Genomic DNA, 17,366 nt, shown 5'->3' on the forward strand with positions numbered 1-17,366 from the left:
GGAAGCGGCCCTGACCGGGGCTTTGTCGCTGTCGGTGTCGGTGCCTCCGGGAAGGATGGGGGCATGACGAACACCGCTCTGCTCCGCCCGGCGACGTTCGGCGTGGAGGCGGTGGTGGATGAGCTCGTCGAGATCCGGCGCGGGATGGCGGCGCTGCAGGCCCGCGAGGCCGCGGTGCTGGCGCGAGCGGTGGAAGTGGTGCGGGCGCAGGAGGACGTGCCGGGACCGTCGGAGGTGCGGGATGTGCCGCTGCGGTCGATGGCGGCGCAGCTCGGCGTCGCGCTGCGAGTGTCGGATCGGACGGTGCAGCGGCAGCTGTCGGACGCGGTGGTGCTGACGGAGCGGTTCCCCGGAACGTGGGCCGCTTTGGCGGCCGGCGAGGTCTCGGGGGCGCATGTGCGGGTGATCGTCGAGGCGGGACTGCCGATCGACGACCACGACGCCCGCGCCGTGTTCGAGGAGGCCGCGGTCGAGGTGGCCCGGCGGGAGACGCCCGGCAGGCTGCGGCCGGCGGTGCGAGTCCTCGCGGCGCGACTGCACCCGCTGCCGCTGGCCGAGCGGCACGCCGCGGCGGCGAGGGGACGGGGCGTGTGGGTGCGGGACCTCGACGACGGCATGGCGGAGCTGATCGCGACGCTCCCGGCGCACCTGGCGCACGGGATCCGCGACCGCCTCGACCGGTACGCCCGGCGGGCGATCGACGCGCGCGGTGGTGCAGGTGCAGGTGGCGATGCGGCCGTCGAAGCGATGTTGCTGGATGAGCCCACCGTGCACGACACCCGCGGCGTCGATGAGGTCCGCGCCGACGTGTTCGCCGACCTGCTGCTGACCGGCCACGCGACGCCCGAGGTGTCGAACGCGTCGACCCCTGAAGGGGAGGCGATCGTCGCGCACGTGCAGGTCACGCTGCCGGCGATGACCGCGCTCGGGCACGACACCACCCCGGCGGAGCTGACCGGCCGCGCCCCCATCGACACAGCTACGGCGCTGCGGCTGGCGGGCACCGCGTCGGGATGGGACCGGGTCCTCACCCACCCCGTCACCGGGACGGTGCTCGCGGTGGACCGGTACCGGCCGTCCGATCAGCTGAAGCGGGCGCTGCGGGTGCGGGACGAGCACTGCCGGTTCCCGGGGTGCCGGATCCCGGTGCGTCGCTGCGACATCGACCACACGACCGCCCGGGAGCACGACGGCCCCACCGAGCTCGGCAACCTCGCGCACCTGTGCCGACGGCACCACACCCTGAAGCACCACTCCGCCTGGCGGGTGAGACAGACCCCCGACGGGATCCTGCACTGGACCAGCCCCACCGGCAGGCACTACCCCGACCGGCCGGCGCGCACCCTGGTGTTCATGCCCGACGTCGGGCCGGACAGGGGCGGCGTGATCGACGAGTTCCCCGCACCGTTCTGAGCAGACGTCGGCGCGGCACAACACCCCGTGCGCGCTGCACGCCTCGCCGGGATCCGCCGCGCGCCCCGCGATCAGCCCGGCACGTCCGTGATCCGTGCGCGCTCCTGCCCGGTCCGACGCGCGCCGGGCCGCCCGGCGACCGGATTAGGCTGACGATGTGAGTTCCTCGCCCGACGACAGCCCCCGGCTGCGGTCGGTGACCCGCGAGATCGACGCCATCGACGACGTGCTCGAGCTCGCGGACGCGGCGGATCCGATCGTCTGGTCGCGTCGCGGCGACATCCTGATCGGCACGGGCGGCCCCGCCGCCACGTTCCGCGGATCGGGGTCCCCCGGCGACGTGGCGCGATGGTGGCGGCAGGTCACGGAGACCGCCGAGGTCGACGACGCCGTGAACCTTCCGGGCACGGGCATGGTCGCGTTCGGCGCGCTGCCGTTCGACGCGCGCTCCTCCTCCGACGCGGTTCTCACCGTGCCGCGCCTGGTGGTGGGACGACGCGGCGGCCGCACCTGGCTCACGCACACCTCCCCCGCCGACGTCCCCGACCTCGCGTCGACGACGTCGACGACGGCACCGACGGAGCCGACGGAGGCGACCGAGCTGACGGCACCGAAGCCGAAGCCGTACGGACCGCACTGGTCCGCGACCCTCGGTCCCGGCGCGCTGACTCCCGACGGCTACCAGGACGCCGTCCGGGCCGGACTCGATGCGATCGCCGCGGGCGAGGTCGCCAAGGTGGTGCTCGCCCGCGACCTCGCCGGCACCGTGCCTGCCGGGGCCGACCTCCGCCGCCTCGTGCGGGCGCTCGCATCGTCGTACCCCGACACCTGGACCTACGCGATCGACGGCCTCATCGGCGCGAGCCCCGAGACCCTCGTCACCGTCTCGGGCGGCACCGTGACCGCGCGGGTGCTGGCCGGCACGGCCGCGCGCGGAGCCGACGCCGACGCCGACACCGCCGCGTCGGTGGCGCTCGCCACGAGCACCAAGGACCTCGACGAGCATCAGTTCGCCGTCCAGAGCGTGCTCGGCGCCCTCCGGCCGCACACTTCCGCGCTCGTGTCGGAGGAGCAGCCGTTCATGCTGAAGCTGCCCAACGTCTGGCACCTCGCCACCGACGTCGAGGGGACGCTCGCCGGGCACGCCTCCGCGCTCGACCTCGTCTCGGCCCTCCATCCGACGGCGGCCGTCGCCGGCACGCCGACGCCTGCGGCGATCGGGATCATCGCGCGCCTCGAGCCGTTCGATCGTGGACGCTACGCCGGCCCGGTCGGCTGGATCGACGCCGACGGCGACGGCGAATGGGCGATCGCGCTGCGCTGCGCCCAGTTCCACCTGGCTGCCTCGTCGCCCGCGACGGTCCCGCTGACCGCGTATGCCGGCGCCGGCATCGTGGCGGGCAGCGATCCCGAGGCGGAGATGCTGGAGACGCGCGTGAAGTTCCGGCCCATCGTCGATGCTCTCGCCTGACCCCCTGCCGCGCAGGAACGCCCGGGCGTAGACTCCGCGCCATGTCGTTCCCGGGCGTGACGGCCTACGACGAGTTCATGGGGCGTTTCTCCGCGCCTCTCGCCGTGGCGTTCGCCGACTGGGTCGCCCTGGATCCGTGGGCGCGGGTGCTCGACGTCGGAAGCGGGCCCGGTGCCCTGACGGCCGTCATGGCGGCGCGGAACACCCCGCGCCGGGTCACCGCGATCGACCCGTCCGAGGACTTCATCGCCGCCCTCCGCGAGCGGTTGCCCGATGTCGCAGCGGTGGTCGGCACCGCCGAGGCGCTCCCGTTCCCCGTGAACTCCTTCGACGCCGCGCTCAGCGAGCTCGCGGTCCACTTCCTCACCGATGCCCCCGCCGGCATCCGCGAGATGGTGCGCGTCACACGACCCGGCGGCACCGTCGCGGCGTGCGTCTGGGACTTCGAGAACGATCGCGCGCCGCAGTCGGTGTTCCTGCGGGCGGCGCGCGAGGTCTCCGGAGCCTCCGCCCGTGACGGCAGACCCGGCACCCGGCGCGGACACCTCAAGCTGCTGCTGACCGAAGCGGGATGCCGCGACGTGGTCGGCGGCGAGCTGTCGGCGTCGGCGGCCTACGAATCGTTCGACGAGTGGTGGGATCTCCACCTGCTCGGGGTCGGCTCCGCCGCGGGCCGGCTCGATGGACTCGACGCCGCCGCGGTCGAAGAGGTCCGGCGACGCTGTCACGCCTCGCTCGGCGACGGCCCGTTCCGGGTCGAGGCCGTCGCCTGGACTGCCCGCGGCACGGTGTAGCGCCGCAGCCCGGCGCGAATGCCCCGCAGCGCGATCAGGTCGCCGCCAGCCGCGCCTTCTCGGCCTCGACGTCGAAGGTCGCGGCCGGCCACTGCGGGTCGATCTCCTCCAGCACGTCCAGCAGGAGCGCCTGCACCGCCAGCCGCGCGTACCACTTGGCGTTGGCGGGGACCACATGCCACGGCGCCTCGTCGGTGGACGTGCGGTCGAAGACCCGCTGGTAGGCGTCCATGTAGGCGGGCCACAGCTGACGCTCGTCGACGTCGCCCGGGTTGTACTTCCAGTGCTTGTCGGGACGCTCGAGGCGCTCCATCAGCCGCGCTTTCTGCTCCTCCGGGGAGATGTGGAGCATGACCTTGACGATGTGGACGCCGCCGTCGGTCAGCCGCTTCTCGAAGTCCACGATCGCCCCGTAGCGGCGCTCGATCTCCTCGGGCGGGGCGAGCTCGCGCACCCGCCCGATGAGGACGTCCTCGTAGTGGGAACGGTCGAACACGCCGATGTAGCCGGCCTTCGGGACCTCCCGCTCGATGCGCCACAGGAAGTCGTGGGCGAGCTCCTCCTCGGTGGGCTTCTTGAAGGCCTTCAGATGGATGCCCTGCGGGTCGGTGGCGCCGATGACGTGACGGACGATGCCGCCCTTGCCCGCCGAGTCCATCGCCTGCAGCACCAGCAGGACCGACGCGGGCCGCTCAGCCCCGTCCGCCTCCTCCGCCACCCGGCTCTGTGCGAACAGCCGCTCCTGCAGCTCGTCGAACTGCTCCGCGCCGGTCTCGAGGTCCGCCTGGGCGTGCTTCTTCGCACCCTCGTAGCCGGGGGTGGCGTCGGGGTCGACGTCGGCCAGGCGGAATCCCTCGCCGACGCGCAGGAGCGTCGTCGGGTCGGCGGTCCAGTGATGCTGACTCTTCGCTGTCATGGACACATCATGTCGGACGGCGCCGTGCGCGTCACCGGGTGAGGGCGACCTCGATGACCTGGATGCCGGAGACCGCGCCGGTGAGCGCCTGATCCAGCGCCGTCCGGGTCTCGACGCGCTCGTACTGCGCGCCGTAGGCGGCGGCCAGCTGATCGATCCGCACCTCCTGCGGGGTGTACAGGACCCGCGTGCGCGCGGACTCCCCCGCCACCGCGGCCACCTCGAGCCCGTCGAAGATCGTGCCCCCGCCGTCGTTGCCCACGATGATCTGCACGCGCGGCGCAGTCTCGCCGACCGGCAGCAGCAGCGCGCCGACGTCGTGGAGGAGCGCGAGGTCGCCCACGAGCACGCGGGTCACTCCCGGCCGCCCGTCGCTCTGGCTGGCCAGCGCGACGCCGATGCCCGTCGCCACGGTGCCGTCGATCCCGGCGAGGCCGCGGTTGGCGTGCACCGGCACCTTCTTGCCGGGCAGCACCTCGTCCGCCACCCGCACGAGCCGCGACGCGGCGAACAGCAGCCGGTCGTGCGGCCAGGTCGCGCGCCACACCGCATCGACGAGGACGGCCCGGTCGATGGGGGCGCGGATGGCGCCGAGCTCGGCGGCGATCGCGCTCAGCCGCTCCTGCGGCACGGCGGACGCCAGCCCGTCGGCGTCGGGGGCGGGCGGGCTGAGATCCACGGCCTGCGCCCGCGACGCGCGCATCCAGGCCCCCAGCCACTCGCGATCGGCGTCGCCGGCCGCGGCGACGACCGCATCGGCGGGGATCGTGCACCCGTTGAGGTTGAGCGGCTCGCCGGGACCGCGCACCGCGATCACCTCCACCTCGGGCCGCGACAGCAGGGCGACGACCTCTCGGCTGAGCGTGGGGTGCCCGAACACGACCGCGCGCTCGACGCGGCCGCCGAGGCCGGCATCGGCGAGCAGCCGCCGGTAGCCGTGCACGAGATGACGGCCGAAGCGCGCGCCGCTGACGACCTCGGCCACCAGCGGCCATCCGCCGCGGTGGGCGAGTTCCTCCGCCGCGGGTCCGGCGTCGGCGCCCGCGACGACCACGGTGCGCGGTCCGCGCTCGAGCACGAGCGGATCGGTGTCGGGGTCGGTCGGCAGATCGGCCTCGCCGATCCCTCCGCCGCCCTGGTACAGCGCACCGGACGGGTCGGCCTCGACCGGGTCGGCGTCCACGCGGTCCTCGGCCGGCACGGCCGGCGTGTGCTCGTCCGCGGGCGCGCCGAGCCACGGCGGCACCGCGCCGGCGAGCGGCTCGCGGTAGGGAAGGTTCAGGTGCACGGGCCCGGCCTGGCGGGTGCCCGCTCCGAGGGCGGCGGCCATCGCGTCGTCGGCGACGCCGCGGAGCATGGCCGACTGCTCCCCCGTGCCGTCGTCGATGCTCTCGGGCACCGGCAGGTCCGCCTCGTACCGCGTGCTGAGGCTGTACATGCCCGGCTGGCGGGTGGTCTGGTTGGCGCCCACCCCGCGCAACTCCGGCGGACGGTCGGCGGTCAGCAGCAGCAGGGGCACCCCGGCGTGGTGGGCCTCCAGGGCGGCGGGGAGGAGGTTGGCCGTCGCGGTGCCCGACGTGCACACCACCACGGCGGGCGTCCGCGTCTCGCGCCCGATGCCGAGTGCGGTGAACCCCGCCACCCGCTCGTCGATGCGCACGTGCAGGCGGATGAGCCCGCGCGCCTCCAGCTCCGCGGCCACCAGCGCGAGCGCCTGCGAACGCGAACCGGGGCTGACGATCACATGGGCGACACCGAGCTCGACCAGTCGGCCGAGCAGCGCGGCCGCGGCGTCGGTCGCCGGCGCGCGTCCCGCCGTCGGATCCGCACCCATGTCAGCTGTGGGTGCCGCGGGGGCCCGGCGTGCCGTCGACATCGCCGTCCGCGGGCGGACCCGGATGATCGGTCCCGTCCTCATGACCGGCGTCGCCCGGCTCGTCGGCCTCGGAATCGAGTGCGGCGAGCTCCTCCTCCAGGCGGCGGATGCGCTCGTCCTGGTCGCTGATGGTGCCGATGCGCCCGAGGAACTCGGGGTCGTCGTCAGGCGCGCGGAACATGATCGCGCTCGCCCGGCGCGCACGGCCGATGGCGAACCAGAGGATCCCTCCCACCACGGGGAGCAGCACGACGATGACGAGCCAGACCGGCTTGCTCACGCCGCGGTGCCGCGTGGGCGGCTGGAGCGCGCAGTCGACGATGCTGTAGACCCAGAAAGTGATCGCCAACAGCGCCAGGATGAGGTACACACGCGCCACGTCTCCATCCTAGGCTCCGGGGGGAGACCCGGCCTCCGAAGACGCTGGGTGCTCGGCGTAAGCTGGAGGCATGCGTGCGCGGTCGGCTCTGGTGTACTCGGTCCTGCGACTCGCGGCCTTCTTCGTCCCGTTCGGGATCATGATGCTGATCCCGGTCATGCGGGAGCTGTACTGGCTGTCGGCCATCTTCGCCGCCCTCATCGGGCTGAGCCTGTCGACCCTGTTCCTGCGCCGGCCGCTCGACGACCTGTCGGCCGACCTCGCGGCCCGCCGCTCCCGGCGACCGGAGGGCGCGCGGCGGCGCGAGCCCAGCGACGAGGACGTCGAGGACGCCGTCGGCGACGACAGTCCGGCGCACTGACGCCCTGCGGACACCGCGAGACGGCTGCGCGGGCGGTTCCCGCGCGTCAGCCGACGAAGGCCCAGAACAGGAACCCGGCGTAGGCGAGCGATGTCAGCGACGTGACGCTGAGCGCGACGACCAGCTCCCGCGGGTCGCGGTAGGTCCACACGATGAGCACCGCCGCCAGCGCCGGCAGCAGCCCCAGCAGCGACAGCCACGCGATCGGGTACACCAGGGCCAGCACCGCCGCGATCGCGAAGGGCACCAGGATCAGCACGGTGAACAGGATCTGCGTGGCGCGCTTGCCGATCAGCACCGACAGCGTGCGCTTGCCCGCGAGGCGGTCCTGCTCGAGGTCGCGGAGGTTGTTGGCCAGCAGCACCGCGCAGGCGAGCAGCCCCGCTGCGACCGCGCCGAACCACGCCTCATCCGGCACGGCACCCGCCTGGACGAAGGTCGTGCCGAGCGTGGCCACGAGCCCGAAGAAGACGAAGACGAACAGCTCGCCGAGGCCGTAGTAGCCGTACGGGCGCTTGCCGCCGGTGTAGAACCAGGCGGCGACGATGCACACGGCCCCCACGAGCAGGAGCCACCAGTGGCCGGTGCGCACGACGATCGCGATGCCCGCTGCGGCGGCGATCCCGAAGAAGGCGAGGGCGACGGCGAGGACGGCGCGCGGGCTCGCCTTGCGCGATGCGGTCAGCCGCGCCGGACCGACCCGGTGGTCGTCGGTGCCGCGGATGCCGTCGCTGTAGTCGTTGGCGAAGTTGACGCCGATCTGCAGCGCCAGGGCCACGACCAGGCACGCGAGCGCGATGACCCAGTGGAAGCGGTTGTCGATGACCCGCGCCGCACCCGTGCCGATCACGACCGGGGCGATCGCCAGCGGCAGGGTCCGCAGGCGTGCCGCGGCGATCCAGTCGCCGAGCGTCGCCGGGTCGACATGACGCGGGTCGCCGGAGGCCTGCGCCTTCTGCGGGTTGCCGCGCGGACGCTGCTTCTTCGCGCCGCCGGACTTCTTCTTACGGGTGCTCGCTGCCACGATCGATCATCCTATTGCGCCGCCGTATGGGCGCCCGTTCACACCGCGGCGCGGGCCGCCGCCGCCCGCAGCGCTGCCCGGTCCGGCTTGCCCGAGGGCAGCAGCGGGATCGCCGGCACCGGCAGGATCGCGCGCGGGCGTGCGGGGGCGCCGAGCGCCTCGCCGACGGCGGACCGCACCTCGCGCAACAGGGCGACGACGTCCGTCCCGGCGAGATCCGCCGCGGGGACGGCGATGACGGATGCCTCCCCCCACCGCTCGTCCGCCACCGCGACCACGACGGCACCGCTGAGGCCCGGGAGCGTGCGCACCAGCCGTTCGACGCGGTCCAGCGACACGTTGACGCCGCCCGAGACGATCACGTTGTCTCGGCGACCGGTGACCCGCAGCACGCCGTCGAAGGTGCCGAGGTCGCCCGTCCGGTACCACCGCCGCCCCGCGGCGTCGTGCACGAAGGCCGCCGCCGTGCGCTCCGGCTCGCCCAGGTAGCCCTCGGCCAGCACGGGTCCGGCCACCTGCACCTCGCCGTCGTCGATGCGGACCGCGACACCGTCCAGGGGCACGCCGTCGTACACGCAGCCGCCGCTCGTCTCGCTCGCCCCGTAGGTGCGGACCACCCGGACACCCGCCGCCTGCGCACGCTCGGCCAGCGGCGCCGCCAGGGCCTGCCCGCCCACCAGCACCGCCTCGAAGCGCCGCAGGCCCGTGCGGACGCCGTCGTCCTCGGCGTCGAGGAGGGTCTGCAGCTGCGCCGGCACGAGCGAGGTGTACATGGGCACGGCGGCGCCACCGTCGCTGGAGGCCATGGCGCCCGCGGCGGCGGCGAAGGCGTGGGCGGAGAACGAGCCCGCCAGGATCGCGGGCTCCCTGCCCGAGACGAGCGCGCGCACGAGCACCTGCACGCCGGCGATGTAGCCGGCCGGGAGCGCGAGGAGCCAGGCACCCGAGCCGATCCGGTCCGCCGTGGCCAGCGCACTGGAGGTCAGCGCCGATCTGCTGAGCACGACCGACTTGGGGTGACCGGTCGACCCCGACGTCGTGACGATGACGGCCGTGCCGGAGGGCACCTCACCGGCCGGCACGCCGCCGCCGAGGGTGATCGCCGGACCGGCGCCGAGGACCGCCCCGCGCAGCCCGCGGAGCACCGCGCGAGGGTCGTCGCCCTCGACCGGCTCCGCTCTCATCGCCTGCGCCCCATCCCGCCCCGCCTCAGTAGTGGTACGGGAACGCGGACCAGTCCGGGTCGCGCTTCTCGAGGAACGAGTCCCGCCCCTCCACGGCTTCGTCGGTGCCGTAGGCCAGGCGCGTGGCCTCGCCCGCGAACACCTGCTGGCCGACGAGACCGTCGTCGACGGCGTTGAACGCGAACTTGAGCATGCGGATGGCGGTCGGGGACTTGGTGAGGATGGTCCGCGCCATCGCGAGCGCCTCCCGCTCGAGCTCCGCGTGCGGGGCGACGCGGTTCACCGCGCCCATCTCGTAGGCGCGCTGGGCGGAGTACTCCTCCGCGAGGAAGAAGACCTCGCGGGCGAACTTCTGACCGACCTGGCGGGCCATGTAGGCCGAGCCGTACCCCGCGTCGAACGAGCCCACGTCGGCATCGGTCTGCTTGAAGCGCCCGTGCTCGGCCGAGGCGATCGACAGGTCGCAGACGACGTGCAGGGAGTGCCCGCCCCCGGCCGCCCACCCCGGGACGACGGCGATGACGACCTTCGGCATGAAGCGGATGAGGCGCTGCACCTCGAGGATGTGGAGCCGTCCGGCCCGGGCGGGGTCGGTGACCGCGTCGGTCTCGGAGTACTTGTAGCCGTCCCGTCCCCGGATGCGCTGGTCCCCGCCGGAGCAGAACGCCCAGCCGCCGTCCTTGGGACTCGGACCGTTGCCGGTGAGGAGGACCACGCCGATCCGGGGATCCTGCCGGGCGAGGTCGAGCGCCCGATAGAGCTCGTCGACGGTGTGCGGGCGGAAGGCGTTGCGCACCTCGGGGCGGTCGAAGGCGATGCGCGCGACGCGGCCGTCGAGCGAGACGTGCGACGTGATGTCGGTGTACGCGTCGCTTCCCGGCGCCGGCGCCCACTCGGCCGGATCGAACAGCTCGGAGACGGACGAAGACGCGGAGTCGGCCATGTCCCCAGCCTACGCGGAGCGTCACGCGGCGACGCGGCCGGGCCGCCACGCCCTACCCTGGACCGGTGACCCTGCAGACCCGCCTCCTCGCCCTGGCCTCGGCCACCGCCCTCGCGCTCTCCCTCGCCGCCTGCACCGCGACGACCGAGCCCGCAGAGACGCCCACCCCCACGACCGCTGCGGCGGTGACGGAGGGCGCCTGCGCGGACGACTCCGGCGTGACGCTGTCGGTCGACGCGTCGGCCCTGCCCGGAGGTTCGGCGCAGGAGTGGTGCCGCCCGGCCGACGAGCAGATCGCGGTCGCCGACCTCCTGGAGGATGCCGAGGTCACCCTCCAGGGCACCGACGAGTACCCGGACTTCATCTGCCGTGTGAACGGGCTGCCGTCCGCCGACGAGCCGCTGGGGTCGACGGAGGATCCCGAGTACGTCGAGACGTGCGCCAGCACTCCCCCCGGCTTCGGCTACTGGGCGCTGTGGGTCAAGCCCGCCGGCGGTGAGTGGGCGTACGCCGAGGAGGGCGTCGCCACGCTGCGCGCCCAGCCCGGCGAGAGCATCGGCCTGCTGTTCACCCTCGACGGTGCGCCGGCCGCGCCCACGTCGTGAGCTTCCGACCCGGACCGCTGCGAGCGGCGGCCGCACTGGCCGTCGGCTTCATCGCGGTCCGGGTCGTCTACCGGGTGCTGTTCCACGGCGCCGACGGCGCGGGGACGCTCCTGCTCGACCTGCCGGCGCTGCGGCTGCCCCCGCCCCTCGGTCACGTGGAGCTGTTCGGGCCGGTGACCTCGGGCGGGCTGTGGACGGCCGCGTCGTCGGCGCTGCCGATCGCGGGCGTCATCCTCGCCTTCGGAGTCCTCAACGCCCTCCTCGACGTGCCGCGGCTGCTGGCCCGCGGCGCGCGCACCGGCCCGCTGCGCGGTCTCGCCCGCGCGCTCTCGGTCGCGTGGGCGACGCTGCCGGCGCTCGTGGACGCGGTGCGCGCGGTCCGCTTCGCGCAGCGGCTGCGCGGCGAGCGCCCGGGGGCGCGGATCCTCGCGCCGGTGCTGGAGCGCACGATCGAGCGCGCCACGGCCGTGGCGGCGGCGCTGGAGCTGCGCGGCTACGCGGGGCGGGCTCTCGACGGGGACTGCGCGCACCCCGTCGACGTCACCGAGCTCCGGGCGGGATTCGACGGCCGCACGCGCGGCGGGAGTCGCCGAGACGGCACGGTCGTGCATGCCCCCGCCCTGGCGCTCGCCCCGGGCGAGATGGTCGTGCTCGGCGGACCGACCGGATCGGGCAAGTCCACGCTCCTGCGCGCCCTCAGCGGCCTGCACTCCCACGTCGACGGCGGCACGCTCTCGGGCGAGGTCCGCGTCGTCGGCCACGACCGCGCGACCACGCCCCCGCGCGACACGGCGCGGACGGTGGGCGTCGTCCTCCAGCATCCGCGCGAGGCGTTCGCCACCGAGCGGGTGGACGACGAGATCGGACTGAGCCTGGAGCTGCGGGCGGTCGCGCCGGTCCTGCGCGCCGCGCGCGTGCGCGAGGTCGCCGCCCGGGTGGGGATCGTCCCGCTGCTCGGGCGCCGCGTGCGCGGGCTCTCCGCCGGCGAGGCGACGCTCGTCGCGATCGCCGCCGCGATCGTGGAGCACCCCGTGCTGCTGCTGGTCGACGAGCCCCTCGCCGACCTCGACGCGGCCTCCCGGCGGCGCATCGTCACCCTCCTCGGCGCGCTCGCGCACGAGGCGGGCATCTGCGTCGTCGTCGCCGAGCACCGCACCGACGCGCTCGCCGGCGTCGCCGACCGGGTGCTGTGGATCGACGGCGGCGACGTCGGCGAGCGCGCGCGCACGGACAGCGGCGTGCCGCATCCGGAGCCGGGGGTGCGTCCTCGCGAGGCGGACGCGGCGGATGCGGAGGTGCTCGAGGGTGCGGGGGTGCGCGAGGGTGCAGGGGTGCTCGAGGGTGCAGGGATGCTCGAGGGTGCAGGGATGCTCGAGGGTGCGGGGGTGCGCGAGCGTCCCGTGGTGCTCGAGGGTGCAGAGGTGCTCGAGCGTCCCGTGGTGCTCGACGCGCCCGGCGTGACCGTGCGGCACGGCGACCGGCTGGCCGTCGACGGCGCCGCAGTGACGCTCCGCGCCGGCGAGCGCGTCGCCCTCGTGGGCGCGAACGGCGCCGGCAAGTCGAGCCTGCTGGCCGCGCTCGCGACCGGCACCGGCGGCGCTCCCTCCCCCGGGCGACGGGTCGCGCTCGTCCCCGACGCGTCCGACGACCTGTTCGTCCGCGAGATCGTCGGCGCGGAGTGCCGTCGCGTCGACCGGCGCGCCGGCGCGACGCCGGGCACGACGCTCTCCCGGTTCGCTGCGCTGCTCGGCCGGGACGACGACGCGCGCACGCTGAGCACACGGCACCCGCGCGACCTCTCCGCCGGCGAGCGCCGCTGTCTCGCGATCGCTCTGCAGACGGCTCACCGCCCGGCCGTGCTCCTCGTCGACGAGCCGACGCGCGGACTCGATCCCGCCGCCCGCGACCTCGTGCAGCGCACCCTGCGGGCAGCGGCGGATGCCGGGACGGCGGTGATGTTCGCCACCCACGACGCGGCCTTCGCCGCCGGCCTCGCCGACCGCGTGATCACGATGACGTCCGGAGCGCTGACGTCCGGAGCGCTGACGTCCGGGGCGCTGACGGCGGATGCCGAGGGGCCGCTGTGGGACGATGCGGCGCCCGAGTCCCACGCCGCGGCGCAGGAAGCCGAGGCTGAGGCGCGGGATCGCCCGGTGCAGGCGCGGGATCGCCCGGTGCAGGCGCACGACCGCCCGGTGCCGGCGCACGCGCCGACCGCGGCGGCGGCGACCCCCACGCCCGTCCGGGGCCCGCGCCGACGGGGGCTGCGCGGGCGCGCGATCGCCCTCGTCGGCGCCCAGCTGGTCGCGGTCGCCGCATTCCTGTGGCCGCTCGTGGCGTCGGCCGTGCCCGCGCAGGCACAGGCGGCGGTGCCCTACATCGCGCTGTCGCTGGCGCCGCTGGCGGTCGTCCTCGTGCTCGCCGCGCTCGATGCGTCGGTGCGCTCGGCGCACACGCTCGCGCTGCTGGCAGTCCTGGCCGCCGTCGGCGCGGCCGTACGGATCGCGAGCACCGGAGTCGGCGGCGTCGAGGCGCTGTTCGTGCTGCTCATCCTCGCCGGCCGCGCCTTCGGCCCGCGCTTCGGGCTGCTCCTCGGGGCGGCGGCGATCGCACTGTCCGCGGTCATGTGGGGCGGGATCGGTCCCTGGCTGCCGTTCCAGATGTTCGCCTGCGGCTGGGTCGGGGCGGGCGCCGGCCTGCTGCCGCGGCGCGTGCGCGGTGCGGGGGAGATCGCCATGCTGTGCGCCTACGGCATCGTCTCGTCGTACCTCTTCGGCCTGGTGATGAACATGTGGTTCTGGCCGTTCGCCGTCGGCGCCGGGACGAGCATCTCGTACGTGCCGGGCGGGTCGCTTGCCGAGAACCTCGGCAACTTCCTGGTCTACTCGCTCGTCACCTCCACGGCGACCTGGGACACCCTGCGCGCCGTCACCACCGTGATCGGTCTCCTGCTCGTCGGCCGCGCGGTGCTGTCGTCGCTGCGCCGCGCGAAGCCCGTGGTCTCCCCTGTCGTCTCCTCGGTGGCCTCCCCGGTCGTCTCCTCGGCGACCTCCCCGGTGACGCGACAGGCCTTCACCCGCCGGTGACCGCCGGGTAGCGTGGCCGTCGGAGGCGCCATGCTCACCATCGGATCGATCGTCATCCGCGTCGACGACCTCGCCGCGGAGATCGCGTTCTGGACGGCCGCGCTCGACTACGTCGCCCGCGAGCCGATCGACGAGGACTTCGCCCTGCTCCACCCCGCCGCGGGACCGGGCGCCGGCCCGAACATCTCGCTCGACGCCGTGGCCGCGCCGCGTATCCTCCCGCCGCGCATCCACCTGGATCTCTACGCCGAGGACCAGTCCGCGGAGGTCGCGCGCCTGAGCGCCCTCGGCGCCCGCGAGGTGCACTGGGACAAGCGGCCTGCCGATGCCGATTACGTGATCATGGAGGACCCAGAGGGCAACCGGTTCTGCGTGATCGACGCCGCCGACTGGTCGGGCTGGACGGCGCACCGTGGGAAGCTGGAGGGGTCATGAAGATCAGGAACTCCTCCGACTGGCGCGATGCCATCCCGTTCGACACCCCGCTGCGCGCGTCGGAGGCGGTTCCTGGCGAAGCGACCCGGTGTGCGACCTGCGGCCCGTCCTCCGAGGTGCGGGAGCGCGAGGAGCTCTGGGTCGTCAAGCATCGGCACCCCAACAACCCGGCGGGCTTCGTCCGTCTCTACTGCCTGGCGCATCGCCCGGTGATCGCCACCCGGCCCGAACCGGCGGCGAAAGCTCCGCGCGAGCGCCGCGCGCCACGAGCCGCCTCGTCCACCCGGGTCGCGGCTCCGACCGTCCCGGAACGGCCGGCGGTCTTCTGCCCGGACTGCTTCGTCGAGGTGCCGGCCACTGGCGTGTGCGGCATGTGCGGTCAGCGGGTGGGCTGAGCGTCAGTCGTCGGGCGCCGGGGTCGAGGGCCCCGGTGACGGGCGTGAGGTCGCGCCGTCGTCGACCGGCCGTGCGCCGTCGAAGGGCGTCAGCGTGGTCCAGCCGGACTCGGCGCGTGTGAGGAACAGGCGCAGCGGCTCGGCCTGCAGCATCTGATCGCCGTCGCCGTAGGGCCGGCCCGAACAGGAGTCGGCCGTCGATCCCACGCGCAGGCTCGTGCCGGCACCGCCGTCCACCGTGCCCTTCTCGACCTCGGCGACGCGCACGGTGTAGGCATTGGCGTCGTAGCCGAGGATCGACATCGTGCCGTCGCGCTCGATGCCGGTCGCGACGATCACGAGGTCTGCGGCGGCCGCCCGCTGCTCGTCGGTCTCGTAGGCGACCCATGACGCGCAGGCCACTCCCTCGCCGACCAGCGGTGCGGCGCTGCATCCGGCGACGGCGCACAGCGCTCCGGCGATCAGCGCCGCGGTCAGGATCCTTCGCATTCTCCGCCTCCACGAGGACAGTGTCGCGACCACCGCCGACATCTCGAAAGAGTGCCGACGAGTTATCCACAGATCGAACAAATCTTCGAAACTCGGCTCCTCGAGGCGCGAGGATGGGGTCATGACGAACACCGGATCCGGCCTCGAGGGCCACACCGCCGCGGCGGACGCGTTCGTCACGCGCGCAGTCGAGGCGCACCGTGCGGTTGCGCGGTCGCAGGCCGCGCTGACGGCGGTGTTCGCAGAGGCGCATCACTGGGCGCGCGAACTGGCCGAGTCGTTGCCCGGCGCCTCTTCGAGAACAGGTGACCTCGAGCTGCGCGACCTGGCGGCGCAGCTCGGCGCGGCACTTCACCTGTCCGACCGCACCCTCCAGGGGCAGCTCGATGCCGCAGCCTCACTGGCGCACCTGTTCCCCGCGACGCTGGCCGCGTGGAGCGCAGGAGAGGTCAGCCGCGCACACGTCGCCGCGATCGTCGAGGCGGGTGCCCCCGTGGTCGACGATGCGGCGCGCGAATGGTTCGAGACGCGGGCGCTCGCCCTGGCTGTCGACGTGACGGCCGCGCAGCTCCGACCGGCCGCGCGAGCGCTGGCCGAGCACGCGCACCCGGAGTCACTCCACGACCGTCACGAGCGCGTCCGCAGCGGTCGCCGAGTGGTCGTGAACGATCTCGACGACGGCATGGCGCGCATCCTGGCGGATCTTCCGGCGGTGCTGGCCTACGGAATTCGGGATCGACTGACGGCGATCGCACACGAGGTCGACGCGGCCGAACGCGTGGCGGACGGACACGGCGACGATGGCGGCATGGCCGGGACCGACGAGACCGACCAGATCGACGACGACGGTGAGAACCGCTCGGGCGAAGCCGGACGCCGGACGATGGACCAGCTGCGCGCCGACGTGTTCGCCGACCTCCTGCTCGGCGGCGCTCCCACCGCCCACAACACCGCCCACGGCACCGGGCATGCCGACGCCGGCGGCGACCTGGGTCGCATCACCGCGCAGGTGCAGGTGACGGTGCCGGTGCTGACGGTCCTGGGAGCGTCTCGGGAACCCTGCCTGCTCGCGGGCTACGGTCCGATCCCTCTCTCGCAGGCGCTCGAACTCGCCGGTGCCGCGTCGGGATGGGATCGCGTGATGACGAGCCCCGTCGATGGATCGGTGCTCGCTGTCGATCGCTACCGCCCCTCCGAGCAGCTGCGCCGTTTCCTGCGGGCCCGCGACGAGCACTGCCGGTTCGTCGGGTGCCGCCAGCCGGTTCATCGCTGCGACGCCGATCACACGGTCGACCACGCGCACGGCGGCGGGACCAGCGAAGACAACCTCGCGACCCTCTGCCGTCGGCACCACGTGCTGAAGCACCGATCGCAGTGGCGTGTCGAACAGCTCGGCCGCGGGCGGCTGCGATGGCAGAGCCCCGCGGGACGGTCGTATGTGGATCGGCCCGCACCGACCGTGCGGTTCGTCGCCGACGCCGACCCGCCACCCGGTCTCCAGGACTGAGCACCGGGCCGGGCCCCGTACAGTCGAGCCATGGCCTCCAGCTCGCCCACGTACGTCTTCTCCGCTGACACCGAACGCGTCGACCGCGCGCTCGTGCACCGGTGGCTCAGCGAGGAGGCCTACTGGGCGAAGGGTCGCCCGCGCGAGAAGCACGACGCCGCGATGGACGCCTCCCGCAACTACGGCGTGTACGACAGCGACACCGGAAGACAGGTCGCGTACGCGCGCGTCGTCACGGACGGCGTGTTCTTCGCGTGGCTGTGCGACGTCTTCGTCGACGCCGAGCTGCGCGGCCAGGGCATCGGCGCGCGGCTGATCGACGGCGTGATGGCCGAACTGGACGGCCTCCGCATCCGACGGGTGCTGCTCGCCACCGCCGACGCACAGGGCGTCTACCGGCCGTTCGGGTTCGACGAGCTGTCCGGGCCGCTCGCCTGGATGATCCGCACCCGCGAGGGATAGCGCGAGGGATAGCGCGAGGGATAGCG

General features: G+C 74.2%; 17 protein-coding genes. 10 read left to right on the forward strand and 7 right to left on the reverse strand.

Annotated elements, in window-relative coordinates:
- Positions 1-63: 63 nt before the first annotated feature.
- The 3 genes from QQZ13_RS14355 (at position 64) to QQZ13_RS14365 (ending at position 3,678) form a co-directional block, all read left to right on the forward strand.
- Positions 64-1,413, forward strand: coding sequence for an HNH endonuclease signature motif containing protein (locus QQZ13_RS14355; RefSeq protein ID WP_284530086.1), 1,350 nt, complete (start codon positions 64-66; stop codon positions 1,411-1,413).
- A gap of 157 nt (positions 1,414-1,570) precedes the next feature.
- A complete protein-coding gene (locus QQZ13_RS14360; protein WP_284530087.1) occupies positions 1,571-2,884 on the forward strand; it encodes an isochorismate synthase MenF in 1,314 nt (437 codons plus the stop codon).
- A 41-nt stretch (positions 2,885-2,925) separates the two neighbouring features.
- Positions 2,926-3,678, forward strand: coding sequence for a class I SAM-dependent methyltransferase (locus tag QQZ13_RS14365; RefSeq protein WP_284530088.1), 753 nt, complete (start codon positions 2,926-2,928; stop codon positions 3,676-3,678).
- 34 nt (positions 3,679-3,712) lie between these two features.
- Here QQZ13_RS14365 and QQZ13_RS14370 read toward each other — a convergent pair whose 3' ends face one another.
- Genes QQZ13_RS14370 through QQZ13_RS14380 form a run of 3 tightly spaced genes read right to left on the reverse strand, consistent with a single transcriptional unit; the run spans position 3,713 to position 6,849 of the window.
- Positions 3,713-4,594, reverse strand: coding sequence for a PPK2 family polyphosphate kinase (locus QQZ13_RS14370; protein ID WP_284530090.1), 882 nt, complete (start codon positions 4,592-4,594; stop codon positions 3,713-3,715).
- Positions 4,595-4,625: 31 nt separating this feature from the next.
- Positions 4,626-6,428 carry a 2-succinyl-5-enolpyruvyl-6-hydroxy-3-cyclohexene-1-carboxylic-acid synthase gene (menD, locus tag QQZ13_RS14375; RefSeq protein ID WP_284530092.1) on the reverse strand — a complete coding sequence of 601 codons (1,803 nt, stop codon included), beginning with the start codon at positions 6,426-6,428 and terminating at the stop codon, positions 4,626-4,628.
- Position 6,429: 1 nt separating this feature from the next.
- Positions 6,430-6,849 (reverse strand): PLDc N-terminal domain-containing protein, encoded by a 420-nt coding sequence (locus QQZ13_RS14380; protein WP_284530093.1) that lies wholly within the window; start codon positions 6,847-6,849, stop codon positions 6,430-6,432.
- A gap of 70 nt (positions 6,850-6,919) precedes the next feature.
- On the opposite strand from QQZ13_RS14380, the gene QQZ13_RS14385 reads away from it, so the two are divergent.
- Positions 6,920-7,210 (forward strand): DUF4229 domain-containing protein, encoded by a 291-nt coding sequence (locus tag QQZ13_RS14385; protein ID WP_284530094.1) that lies wholly within the window; start codon positions 6,920-6,922, stop codon positions 7,208-7,210.
- 46 nt (positions 7,211-7,256) lie between these two features.
- On the opposite strand, the gene QQZ13_RS14390 is transcribed toward QQZ13_RS14385, so the two are convergent.
- From QQZ13_RS14390 to QQZ13_RS14400, 3 genes are read right to left on the reverse strand one after another with little or no spacing between them, the layout of a single operon-like run.
- Positions 7,257-8,234, reverse strand: coding sequence for a 1,4-dihydroxy-2-naphthoate polyprenyltransferase (locus QQZ13_RS14390; protein ID WP_284530095.1), 978 nt, complete (start codon positions 8,232-8,234; stop codon positions 7,257-7,259).
- A 38-nt stretch (positions 8,235-8,272) separates the two neighbouring features.
- Positions 8,273-9,418, reverse strand: coding sequence for an AMP-binding protein (locus QQZ13_RS14395; protein WP_284530096.1), 1,146 nt, complete (start codon positions 9,416-9,418; stop codon positions 8,273-8,275).
- 25 nt (positions 9,419-9,443) lie between these two features.
- Positions 9,444-10,361, reverse strand: a complete 918-nt coding sequence (locus QQZ13_RS14400) for a 1,4-dihydroxy-2-naphthoyl-CoA synthase (RefSeq protein WP_284530097.1) — start codon at positions 10,359-10,361, stop codon at positions 9,444-9,446.
- Positions 10,362-10,426: 65 nt separating this feature from the next.
- On the opposite strand from QQZ13_RS14400, the gene QQZ13_RS14405 reads away from it, so the two are divergent.
- The 4 genes from QQZ13_RS14405 to QQZ13_RS14420 are packed head-to-tail and all read left to right on the forward strand — an operon-like array spanning position 10,427 to position 14,882.
- On the forward strand, positions 10,427-10,966 hold the full coding sequence (locus QQZ13_RS14405) for a hypothetical protein (RefSeq protein WP_284530098.1): 540 nt from the start codon (positions 10,427-10,429) through the stop codon (positions 10,964-10,966).
- On the forward strand, positions 10,963-14,052 hold the full coding sequence (locus QQZ13_RS14410) for an ATP-binding cassette domain-containing protein (protein ID WP_284530099.1): 3,090 nt from the start codon (positions 10,963-10,965) through the stop codon (positions 14,050-14,052). Before QQZ13_RS14405 ends, QQZ13_RS14410 begins: the two co-directional genes overlap by 4 nt.
- 30 nt (positions 14,053-14,082) lie before the next feature.
- On the forward strand, positions 14,083-14,487 hold the full coding sequence (locus QQZ13_RS14415; protein WP_284530100.1) for a VOC family protein: 405 nt from the start codon (positions 14,083-14,085) through the stop codon (positions 14,485-14,487).
- A complete protein-coding gene (locus tag QQZ13_RS14420; protein ID WP_284530101.1) occupies positions 14,484-14,882 on the forward strand; it encodes a glucose-6-phosphate dehydrogenase in 399 nt (132 codons plus the stop codon). The genes QQZ13_RS14415 and QQZ13_RS14420 overlap by 4 nt, the downstream gene beginning before the upstream one ends.
- A gap of 3 nt (positions 14,883-14,885) precedes the next feature.
- On the opposite strand, the gene QQZ13_RS14425 is transcribed toward QQZ13_RS14420, so the two are convergent.
- Positions 14,886-15,371: a hypothetical protein gene (locus tag QQZ13_RS14425; protein WP_284530102.1), complete on the reverse strand. Its 486-nt coding sequence runs from the start codon at positions 15,369-15,371 to the stop codon at positions 14,886-14,888.
- Positions 15,372-15,492: 121 nt separating this feature from the next.
- Here QQZ13_RS14425 and QQZ13_RS14430 point away from each other — a divergent pair, with 121 nt between their 5' ends.
- Entirely contained in the window at positions 15,493-16,878 is a 1,386-nt protein-coding gene (locus QQZ13_RS14430; RefSeq protein WP_284530103.1) for an HNH endonuclease signature motif containing protein, read from the forward strand.
- 30 nt (positions 16,879-16,908) lie between these two features.
- The gene (locus tag QQZ13_RS14435) at positions 16,909-17,340 is read left to right on the forward strand and encodes a GNAT family N-acetyltransferase (protein ID WP_284530104.1); all 432 of its coding nucleotides are present in this window, start codon (positions 16,909-16,911) and stop codon (positions 17,338-17,340) included.
- The last annotated feature ends 26 nt before the right edge of the window (positions 17,341-17,366 follow it).

Origin of the sequence: Microbacterium sp. T2.11-28 (assembly GCF_950097975.1) — a bacterium.
GTDB lineage: Bacteria > Actinomycetota > Actinomycetes > Actinomycetales > Microbacteriaceae > Microbacterium.